Origin of the sequence: Actinotalea sp. C106, from assembly GCF_023630195.1 — a bacterium.
Taxonomy (GTDB): Bacteria; Actinomycetota; Actinomycetes; order Actinomycetales; family Cellulomonadaceae; genus Actinotalea.
This window is the reverse complement of record NZ_JALPKN010000123.1, coordinates 1-9,142: the sequence shown is the minus strand read 5'-3', so window position 1 is coordinate 9,142 and position 9,142 is coordinate 1. Positions and strand designations below refer to the sequence as shown.

At 72.0% G+C, this 9,142-nt stretch carries 11 protein-coding genes and 1 riboswitch; of the genes, 9 read left to right on the top strand and 2 right to left on the bottom strand.

Going from position 1 to position 9,142, the window contains the following annotated elements; all coding sequences use genetic code 11:
* The 6 genes from L0B03_RS09795 to mnhG all read left to right on the top strand — a co-directional run.
* On the top strand, positions 1-684 hold a 684-nt coding region (locus L0B03_RS09795; protein ID WP_284501618.1), incomplete at its 5' end, for an MnhB domain-containing protein.
* Complete coding sequence (locus tag L0B03_RS09790) at positions 681-1,148, top strand: Na(+)/H(+) antiporter subunit C (RefSeq protein ID WP_250445621.1); 468 nt, start codon at positions 681-683, stop codon at positions 1,146-1,148. The genes L0B03_RS09795 and L0B03_RS09790, both read left to right, overlap by 4 nt.
* Positions 1,145-2,761, top strand: coding sequence for a Na+/H+ antiporter subunit D (locus L0B03_RS09785; protein WP_250445620.1), 1,617 nt, complete (start codon positions 1,145-1,147; stop codon positions 2,759-2,761). The genes L0B03_RS09790 and L0B03_RS09785 overlap by 4 nt, the downstream gene beginning before the upstream one ends.
* Complete coding sequence (locus tag L0B03_RS09780; RefSeq protein WP_250445619.1) at positions 2,758-3,435, top strand: Na+/H+ antiporter subunit E; 678 nt, start codon at positions 2,758-2,760, stop codon at positions 3,433-3,435. Before L0B03_RS09785 ends, L0B03_RS09780 begins: the two co-directional genes overlap by 4 nt.
* A complete protein-coding gene (locus L0B03_RS09775) occupies positions 3,432-3,824 on the top strand; it encodes a monovalent cation/H+ antiporter complex subunit F (protein WP_250445618.1) in 393 nt (130 codons plus the stop codon). Before L0B03_RS09780 ends, L0B03_RS09775 begins: the two co-directional genes overlap by 4 nt.
* The gene (gene mnhG / locus L0B03_RS09770) at positions 3,821-4,279 is read left to right on the top strand and encodes a monovalent cation/H(+) antiporter subunit G (RefSeq protein WP_250445617.1); all 459 of its coding nucleotides are present in this window, start codon (positions 3,821-3,823) and stop codon (positions 4,277-4,279) included. Before L0B03_RS09775 ends, mnhG begins: the two co-directional genes overlap by 4 nt.
* On the opposite strand, the gene L0B03_RS09765 is transcribed toward mnhG, so the two are convergent.
* Complete coding sequence (locus L0B03_RS09765; RefSeq protein WP_250445616.1) at positions 4,272-4,520, bottom strand: DUF4235 domain-containing protein; 249 nt, start codon at positions 4,518-4,520, stop codon at positions 4,272-4,274. The two genes, mnhG and L0B03_RS09765, sit on opposite strands and share 8 nt — an antisense overlap.
* Positions 4,521-4,605: 85 nt before the next feature.
* On the bottom strand, positions 4,606-5,049 hold the full coding sequence (locus L0B03_RS09760) for a hypothetical protein (protein WP_250445615.1): 444 nt from the start codon (positions 5,047-5,049) through the stop codon (positions 4,606-4,608).
* Between the two features lie 178 nt (positions 5,050-5,227).
* Between L0B03_RS09760 and L0B03_RS09755 the strand changes: the two genes are divergently transcribed.
* The 3 genes from L0B03_RS09755 to L0B03_RS09745 all read left to right on the top strand — a co-directional run.
* On the top strand, positions 5,228-6,856 hold the full coding sequence (locus L0B03_RS09755) for a methyl-accepting chemotaxis protein (RefSeq protein ID WP_250445614.1): 1,629 nt from the start codon (positions 5,228-5,230) through the stop codon (positions 6,854-6,856).
* A gap of 89 nt (positions 6,857-6,945) precedes the next feature.
* A riboswitch (TPP riboswitch) is annotated at positions 6,946-7,066 on the top strand.
* An 84-nt stretch (positions 7,067-7,150) separates the two neighbouring features.
* Positions 7,151-8,260: a thiamine ABC transporter substrate binding subunit gene (locus L0B03_RS09750; protein ID WP_250445613.1), complete on the top strand. Its 1,110-nt coding sequence runs from the start codon at positions 7,151-7,153 to the stop codon at positions 8,258-8,260.
* A gap of 2 nt (positions 8,261-8,262) precedes the next feature.
* Positions 8,263-9,142 (top strand): ABC transporter permease (locus tag L0B03_RS09745; protein WP_374204928.1); only part of this gene is annotated, 880 nt, incomplete at its 3' end.

Below are 9,142 nucleotides of genomic sequence, written 5' to 3'. Positions count from 1 at the left end.
GACCCGATGCACGTGATGCGGGTCCGGGACGCGGGCCGTGCCGAGGGGGCGTCCGAGGCCGAGCTCGGGGTCGGTGGCTCGACGCGACGTGCACGGCCCCGCACCGAGTGGCTGCGCGGCGGCCGGACCCTGGCCCCGCAGCGGCGGTCGATCATCTTCGAGATCGCCACGCGGCTCCTCTTCCACTCGATGATCATGTTCGCGCTGTTCCTGCTCTTCGCCGGGCACAACGCCCCGGGCGGCGGGTTCGCGGCGGGGCTCGTGGTCGGGATCGCGCTGATCGTCCGCTACCTCGCGGGCGGCCGCTACGAGCTCACCGAGGCCGCCCCGATCCACCCCGGCCTGCTGCTCGGCACGGGCCTGTTCCTCTCGGCCGGCGTCGGGCTCCTCGCCCTGCTCGCCGGGGGATCGGTGCTGCAGAGCCTGATCATCGAGGTGAGCCTGCCGCTGCTCGGCGAGATCAAGCTCGTGACGTCGCTCTTCTTCGACATGGGGGTGTTCCTGCTGGTCGTCGGCCTGGTGCTGGACGTGCTGCGCAGCCTGGGCTCGGAGATCGACCGGCACGGCGAGTCCCAGGACGGTGACCCCGAGACCGAGCGCCCCGAGGGCGAGGACCGGGCCACGGTCGACGCCCCGTACGGCGTGGCCCCGGACGAGAGCCGCGACGGGCAGGTGCAGCGATGATCGACACCTCCCCGAGCCTGGCCCTGGTGCTGGTGATCGTCGTGCTGGTCACGGTCGGTGTGTACCTGCTGCTCGAGCGCAGCCTGACCCGCGTGCTGCTCGGCTTCGTCGCGATGAGCAACGGCATCAACCTGCTGTTCCTCGTCGCCGGGGGAGCCGCCGGCGGGGCGCCGATCACGGGTCAGACCGACCCGGAGGACATGAGCGACCCCCTGCCCCAGTTCATGATCCTCACGGCGATCGTGCTCACCCTGGGCATCTCGGCCTTCCTGCTCGCGATGGCCTACCGCTCGTGGCAGCTCAACCGGCACGACGAGGTCCAGGACGACCTCGAGGACCGCCGCGTCGCCCGCCGCGCCGCGGCTGACCTCGCGGCCTTCGAGGACAGCGACACCGAGGTCACCACGACCCTCGACGAGGACGCCGCCGAGGTCCACGACGAGATGGGGGGCGACCGGTCATGACCCCTCCCGACCTCCTCTGGCTCAGCCTCACCGACCTCAGCTGGGTGGTGCCCCTGCCGGTGCTCGTCCCGCTCTCGGCAGCCGGGCTGGCCCTCGCGCTGTGGCGGCACTCCAAGGCTCAGCAGATCATCAGCGTCGTCGCCCTGACCGTGGTGCTGCTCGCCTCCTTGACCCTGCTCATCGCGGCCGACCAGGGCCCCGTCGTCCTCGACGTCGGGAACTGGGCCGCCCCGGTCGGCATCGACCTGGTCGCCGACCGGCTCTCGACCCTCATGCTCACCGTCTCCGCAGCGGTGACCCTGTGCGTCCTGATCTACTCCCTCGCCCAGGGGCTCGCCGACGGGAACCGTGGGACCCCCGTCGCGATCTTCCACCCCACGTACCTGGTGCTGAGCGCGGGGGTCGCGAACGCCTTCCTCTCGGGGGACCTGTTCAACCTGTACGTGGGCTTCGAGATGCTCCTCGCGGCCTCCTACGTGCTGCTCACCCTGGGGGGCACCGGGGAGCGCATCCGCGCGGGAACCATCTACGTGGTGGTCTCGCTCGTGTCCTCCATGGTCTTCCTCCTCGCGATCGGCCTGATCTACGCGGCGACCGGCACGGTGAACCTGGCCCAGCTCGCGATCCGGCTGCCCGAGATCGACCCCGGCGTGCAGCTCGTCCTGCAGCTCCTGCTGCTGCTGGCCTTCGGCATCAAGGCGGCGATCTTCCCGCTCTCGGCCTGGCTGCCGGACTCTTACCCCACGGCGCCGGCCCCGGTCACCGCGGTGTTCGCGGGGCTGCTGACCAAGGTCGGCGTGTACGCGATCATCCGCACCCAGACCCTGCTGTTCCCCGACGGCCGGGCCGACACCCTGCTCATGGTCGCCGCGCTGCTCACCATGGTGGTCGGGATCCTCGGGGCGGTGGCCCAGAACGACATCAAGCGGCTGGTGTCCTTCACCCTGGTCAGCCACATCGGCTACATGATCTTCGGCATCGCCCTGTCCAGCGAGCAGGGGCTCGGGGCCTCGATCTTCTACGTGGCCCACCACATCACCGTGCAGACGGCCCTGTTCCTCGTCGTCGGGCTGGTCGAGCGCCGGGGCGGGTCGACCAGCCTGGACCAGCTGGGCGGGCTGGCCAAGCTGGCACCGGTGCTCGCCGTGCTCTTCTTCGTCCCGGCGATGAACCTGGCCGGCATCCCGCCGCTGTCGGGGTTCCTCGGCAAGGCGGGGCTGCTGCAGGCGGGGGTGGCCGACGGCGGGCCGCTGGCCCTCACCCTGGTCGGTGCCGGGGTGGTGACCTCGCTGCTGACCCTCTACGCGATCGTCAAGGCATGGAACAAGGCCTTCTGGCAGGTCGCCCCGGTCGAGCCCGCACCCATGCGGCTGCCCCGGGCCATGGTCGGCTCGGCTGCCTCCCTCGTCCTGCTGGGGGTCAGCATCACCGTCGTGGCCGGGCCCATGTACGACTACACCCAACGGGCCGCCGCGACCCTGCGGGACCCGGACCAGTACATCGTCTCGGTGCTGCCGGACCGCGCCCGCGGGGCCGGGGTCTCCTCCGAGGTGGCCGAGGACACCCCCGACTCCGAGCTGCCCGACGAGCCGGTCGAGGAGGAGGACGAGTGAGCCTCCACCCGCGCCGTCGTTCCTTCGGCATCAACCTGGTCATGACCGTCTGGCTGGCGGTCATCTGGGTGCTCGTCTGGGGTGACCTCTCGATCGCCAACGTGCTCAGCGGGCTCGTGCTCGCCGTCCTGGTGACCCGGCTGATGCCGCTCCCCGCGGTCGACTTCCACGGCCGCGTGCACCTGCCCTCGGTGGCCTACCTGGCCTACCGGTTCGTCATCGACCTGGTCGTGGCCAGCACCCAGGTGGCCTACCAGGCCTTCCGGGTGGGCCGGACCCCGCGCAGCGCGGTGCTCGCGGTCCACCTGCGCAGCCACTCCGACCTCTACCTGACCCTCACCGCCGAGCTCTGCTCCCTGGTGCCGGGATCCATCGTCGTCGAGGCCCACCGCGTCTCCGGGGTGCTCTACATCCACGTGCTCGACGTCGACATCGCCGGCGGGGTCGAGGCCGCGCGGCGCCACGTGCTCGACACCGAGGCGCGCATCCTGCGGGCCTTCGCCTCGGACGCCGAGCTCACCGAGGCCGGGCTCACCCGGCGTCCGCAGCGCAGCGCCGCAGACCCGGGACTGCAGGGAGCCCCGTCGCAGGCGGCCGCCCCGGTCTCCCTCACCGAGATCGCGGGCACCGAGCCCGTCGTGCCGCCCACCGAGGAGAGGGGGGAGCGCCCGTGATCGTCGTCGTCATCATCTGCGCGGTGCTGCTCACCATCAGCGCCGGCCTCGCGCTGGTCCGGGCCGAGAAGGGCCCGAGCATGCTCGACCGGACCATCGCCCTGGACATCGTGACCAGCACCATCGTCGGGGCCATCGCCCTCGAGGCCGCGTGGTCACGCCGCATCGACACCGTGCCGATCCTCGTAGCGGTCGCCCTGGTGGGCTTCGTCGGCTCGGTGACCATCGCGCGCTTCGCCTCGGTCGAGCCCGAGGGTGAGGGGCGCATCCTCACCCGCGAGGAGATCGCCGCGGCCGAGACCGAGCGTCTCGAGGCCGAGACGACCGCGCTCGGGTCGAGCGACGCCGAGCACCACGGCGGGCCGGCCCAGGGGGAGGTGCGCGAGTGAACGGGACCCTGGACGTCGTGCTCGACGTGCTCGCTGCGGTGTGCCTGCTGGGTGGCTCGCTGCTGACCCTCGCGGCCGGCGTGGGGCTCATCCGGTTCCCCGACCTGCTCGCCCGCATGCACACCGCGACCAAGCCGCAGGTGCTCGGGCTCATCCTCATGATGCTGGGCCTTGCTCTGCGTCTGCGTAGCGGCCCGGTGCTGTGGATGCTGCTGCTGGTCGCCCTGTTCCAGATGCTCACCTCGCCGGTCGCGGCGCACATGGTGGCGCGCGCGGGCTACCGCACGGGGAAGGTCCGCAAGGAGCTGCTCGTCGTCGACGAGCTCACCCGCGACCTCGAGCTCGCCCACGCCGAGGTCGCGCAGGCCGAGGGGGCGAGTACGCCTGAGGACGAGAAGGGCCGTACCGCCCGGGACGAGAACGGCGGCGAGGAGGAGCGGGGCTCCGTCAGCTGAGGAACTTGGCGGTCCCTCGCGTGGCCAGCACACGGGCGAGGGCGACCATGGCGCTCGACAGCACGGCGGCGCCGATCACCTCGGCGAGGCGCGAGTCGTCGTCGTCCTCCGGGGCGGGCGGCTCGTGACCGCTGATCATCTTCCAGGCGCTGGTCACGGCCTTCTGGGCGGCCCACACGCCGACCAGGGTGACGACACCGCCGACGACCTTGGCTGCGACGCCCTGCTTCTTGTCCGACACGATCTACCTCCACCGATGGGTGAGCTGCTCTGCTCACCGTAGCCCTGCCAGCCGGGCGGCGCAGGGCGGTGGGCAGACGGTGGGCTCAGCCCTCGGCGGTCCACAGGTAGAGGCGCTCGCCGGACTTCTCCGCCAGCAGCACCAGCGCGACGATCGAGGTCAGCACGGGCAGCAGCTCCGTCGCCGAGGCGTCGACCTCCTCGGCCTGCGCCCACTCGGTCGCGACCTCGGTCGCCAGGTCCGGGTCCTCGCTGCGGCTGAGCTCGGCCAGGGCCTCGCACAGGAAGTCGGGGAGCAGCAGCAGCGACTCGTGGTCGAGGTCCACCTCCTCGAGCTCGAGGTCGCCCGAGCCGAAGCGCACGGCTCGCGCGACGATCTCGCCGAGGGCCTCGAGCTCGATCGGTCCGAGGTCCTCCAGGGCCAGGTGGGCGGCGTCCCCCGTGGGGGTCACCCCACCGGCCTCGAGGGCCTCAGAGCGTGCCAGGGCGGCAGCGTGCTTGGCGGCGAACAGCTCAGCCTGGACGGCCACGGCTCCTCCTCGGTCGGACGGTGCAGGTGAGGGCCCTGCCCGCCCCGAGCGTATCCGCGGGAGAGGCGCCGTCACCGGCGCCACGGCCGGGACGTCCGACCCAGATCGGCGGGACCTCCGCGGCCGATCGGCTCCCTGTGGGGGGCAGTGGGCTCCTCGTTCGAAGGAGTCCTGCGTCATGAGCGTTCCCAGCCCGTCCTCTACGGCCGCACCGCGCGCCGGGCTCCTCGCCCGGGTGTCGATCCGCGCGAAGATCCTCGCCCTCGTCGCCGTCTTCGCGGTGCTCGCGAGCGGGCTCGGCGGCTTCGCCGTCCTCAAGATGAACGAGATCGCGGGCGCGACCCAGGCGGCCGAGACGCAGTCCCAGGTCGGTACCGCCCTGGGCCAGCTCAAGGCCGCGCTGATCGACGTCCGCGTCACGATGCTGCGGGTCGCAGTCGTGCCGGCCTCCGCCCGGGAGTCTGCACGGGCGAGCCTCGAGGGCGCCTACGTGGCCTTCGACGAGGCCGCGGCGACCTACACCGACGTCTACGTCGCCGCGAACGGGAGCGAGCCCGACAACCTCGACGCCTTCCTCGCCGAGTACGGCGCCTACCGCACGATCGTCGACGGCAAGCTCGTGCCAGCAGCCATGGCGGGGGACACCGAGGAGTTCGCGGAGATCCTCGCCGGGGAGCTCGACGGGGTGATCCCGGCGATGCTCGGGCACATCGGTGACATCGAGGTCGAGATCGCCGCGGAGATGGCCGACCTCGCCGACACCGCTGCGGAGGAAGCTCGTGCCGCGGTCGTCGCGACGGTGGCGATCCTGGCCGTGGTGGTCGTCGTCGGCTCCGTGATGGGGACGCTGCTGGCCCGTGGCATCCGGCGCTCGGTGGTCGAGGTCAAGCGGTCCGTGGACGCGATGGCGACCGGCGACCTGACGGTGCACCCGCAGATCCGGTCGCAGGACGAGCTGGGTCAGATGGCCGCGGCCCTCGTCGTCGCGCAGGAGTCCTTGCGCTCGGTGATCAGCGGTGTCATCGAGACCGCCGGCGTGGTGGCCTCTGCCGCTGAGGAGATGTCTGCCGCGAACGCGCAGGTGGCGGCAGGGTCGGAGGAGACCTCGGCGCAGGCTGGTGTGGTGGCGGCTGCTGCGGAGCAGGTGAGCCGGAACGTGCAGGCTGTTGCTGCTGGTGCGGAGCAGATGGGTGCTTCGATCCGGGAGATCGCGCAGAACGCCAACGAGGCGGCGAAGGTCGCCTCGCAGGCGACCGGTGTTGCTGCGCAGACGAACGAGACGGTCACGAAGCTGGGTGTCTCGTCCCAGGAGATCGGGAACGTGGTCAAGGTGATCACGAGCATCGCTGAGCAGACGAACCTGCTGGCGTTGAACGCGACGATCGAGGCTGCGCGCGCTGGTGAGGCCGGCAAGGGCTTCGCCGTCGTCGCGGGAGAGGTCAAGGAGCTGGCCCAGGAGACCGCTCGGGCCACGGAGGACATCGCCCGTCGGGTCGAGGCCATCCAGGGCGACACCACCGGTGCCGTCGAGGCCATCGGCCAGATCTCCACGATCATCGCGAGCATCAACGACTACCAGCTGACGATCGCCAGCGCGGTCGAGGAGCAGACCGCGACCACCAACGAGATGTCCCGCGGGGTCACCGAGGCGGCGACGGGCTCGGGGGAGATCGCTCAGAACATCACCGGGGTCGCGGCCGGTGCGTCGGACGCGAGTCAGGTGCTGGTCCAGATGGGCGACTCGGTCGGTGAGCTCTCGCGGATCGCTGCCGACCTGCGGGAGCGTGTCGGGTCGTTCACCGTCTGATCGCCCGTCGCTGCCCCGCTCCTGACTCGCCGATGCCCCGTCCAGCCCACCCGCCGGACGGGGCACCGGCGTCGCGGCGGTAGGCTCGGGGTGAACGACAGGGGAGCGTCGTCCGGTTCGCCGGACGCTGGACGCTGAGAGTGCGGACATCCGCAGACCCTCGAACCTGATCCGGTTGGTACCGGCGTAGGGAGTCGGGACGTCTCAGGCCTGCCACCGTCGTCATCGACCGGTGCTGCCGGTCGACGACCTCGGTGCTGGGCCCCCCTCCTGCGACCACGAGGAGGACACACCATGGCGAGGACCCTCGCCCGCCCGGCCAGCACCGGGAACCACCTGCGCCTCGGCGCGTTCGTCGCGGCGGGAGCCCTGCTCGCCGGCTGCTCGACCATCGGCACCGGAGGCGACGACGGCGCCACCGAGGACGACACCACCACCGGCGAGGGCGGCGGCACCGTCGTGCTCGTCACGCACGACTCCTTCGCGCTCAGCGAGGACGTCATCGCGGACTTCGAGGCGTCCTCGGGCCTGACCCTCGAGACCCAGGCCCCGGGGGACGGCGGCGCCCTGGTCAACCAGCTGATCCTCACCAAGGACTCGCCCCTGGGCGACGTCGTCTTCGGGATCGACACCACCTTCGCCTCGCGCGCGATCGAGGAGGGGGTCCTCGACCCGTACTCCTCGCCGAACGCCGGGCCCGACGTCGAGGCCCTCGCGGTCGACGACGAGGGGTACTTGAGTGCGGTCGACGTGGGCGACGTGTGCCTGAACATCGACCACGAGTGGTTCGCCGAGGAGGGCCTCGAGGAGCCGGCGACGCTCGCGGACCTGACCGACCCTGCCTACGCCGACCTCGTGGTGACGACCAACCCTGCGACCTCGTCCCCCGGGCTGGCCTTCCTGCTGGCGACCGTCGCCGAGTTCGGCGAGGACGGGTGGGAGCAGTACTGGGCGGACCTGAGCGCCAACGGCCTCAAGGTGGTCAGCGGCTGGTCGGACGCGTACTACGTGGACTTCTCCGGCCCCTCGAGCGAGGGTGACCGGCCCATCGCGCTGTCCTACGCCTCCTCCCCGCCCTACGAGGTCGGCGAGGGCGCCGAGGAGGCGCCCACCGGCGCGATGCTCGACACCTGCTTCCGCCAGGTCGAGTACGCCGGGGTGCTCGCCGGCGCAGCTAACCCCGAGGGCGCCCAGCAGGTGGTCGACTGGCTGCTGAGCCCCGAGGTGCAGGCCGACATCCCCGAGAACATGTACGTGTACCCGGCCGACTCCTCGATCGAGCTGCCCGAGTCCTGGGACCGGTTCGCGCCGCTGCCCGAGGACCCGTACACCCTCGACCCCGCCGTGATCACCGAGAACCGTGAGGACTGGATCCAGGCCTGGACGGACACGGTCATCGGCTGACCGTGCCCACCCCCGGCGCCCGTACGGCCCACCCCCGCAGCCGACCTGGCGCCGGGGTGGGGCGTGCGCGCGTCGGTCGAGGACTGGTGTGGGGGCTGGCGGCCGCCCTGCCGCTGGCCTTCCTGGGGCTGTTCTTCGCCCTGCCGGTGGGGAGCCTGGTGCTGCGGGGCTTCGTGGTCGACGGCGGCCTGGACCTGGGCGGGTTCGCGGAGGTCTTCGGGCGGCCACGGACCTGGCGGATCATCGGGCTGACCCTCGCCCAGGCCACCGTGGGTACCGCGATCGCGGTGCTGGTCGGGATCCCCGGCGCCTACCTCCTCTACCGGTGCCAGTTCCGTGGTCGGGCCGCCCTGCGGGCCTTCGTCATCGTGCCCTTCGTGCTGCCGACGGTGGTGGTCGGGGTGGCCTTCCGGTCGGTGCTCGCCCCCTCGGGGCCCCTGGGCTTCCTCGACTGGGACGGCACCTTCGCGGCCGTCGTCGCGGCCCTGGTGTTCTTCAACTACGCGGTGGTGGTGCGGACCGTCGGCGGGTTCTGGGCCCACCTGGACCCGCGCGCCGAGCAGGCCGCCCGCTCCCTCGGCGCCCCGCCCTGGCGGGCCTTCCTCACCGTGACCCTGCCGGCGCTGACCCCGGCGATCGCCTCGGCGGCCTCGATCGTGTTCCTGTTCTGCGCGACGGCCTTCGGGGTGGTCCTGGTGCTCGGCGGCACCGGCTACGGCACCGTCGAGACCGAGATCTGGGTGCAGACCACCCAGTTCCTCGACCTGCGGGCCGCTGCGGTGCTCTCGGTGGTGCAGCTCGTCGTCGTCGCGGTCGCCCTCGGCACCGCGGGGCGGGCCCGGGCACGGCGGGAGCGCGCCCTGCAGCTGGGCCGCCCCGAGC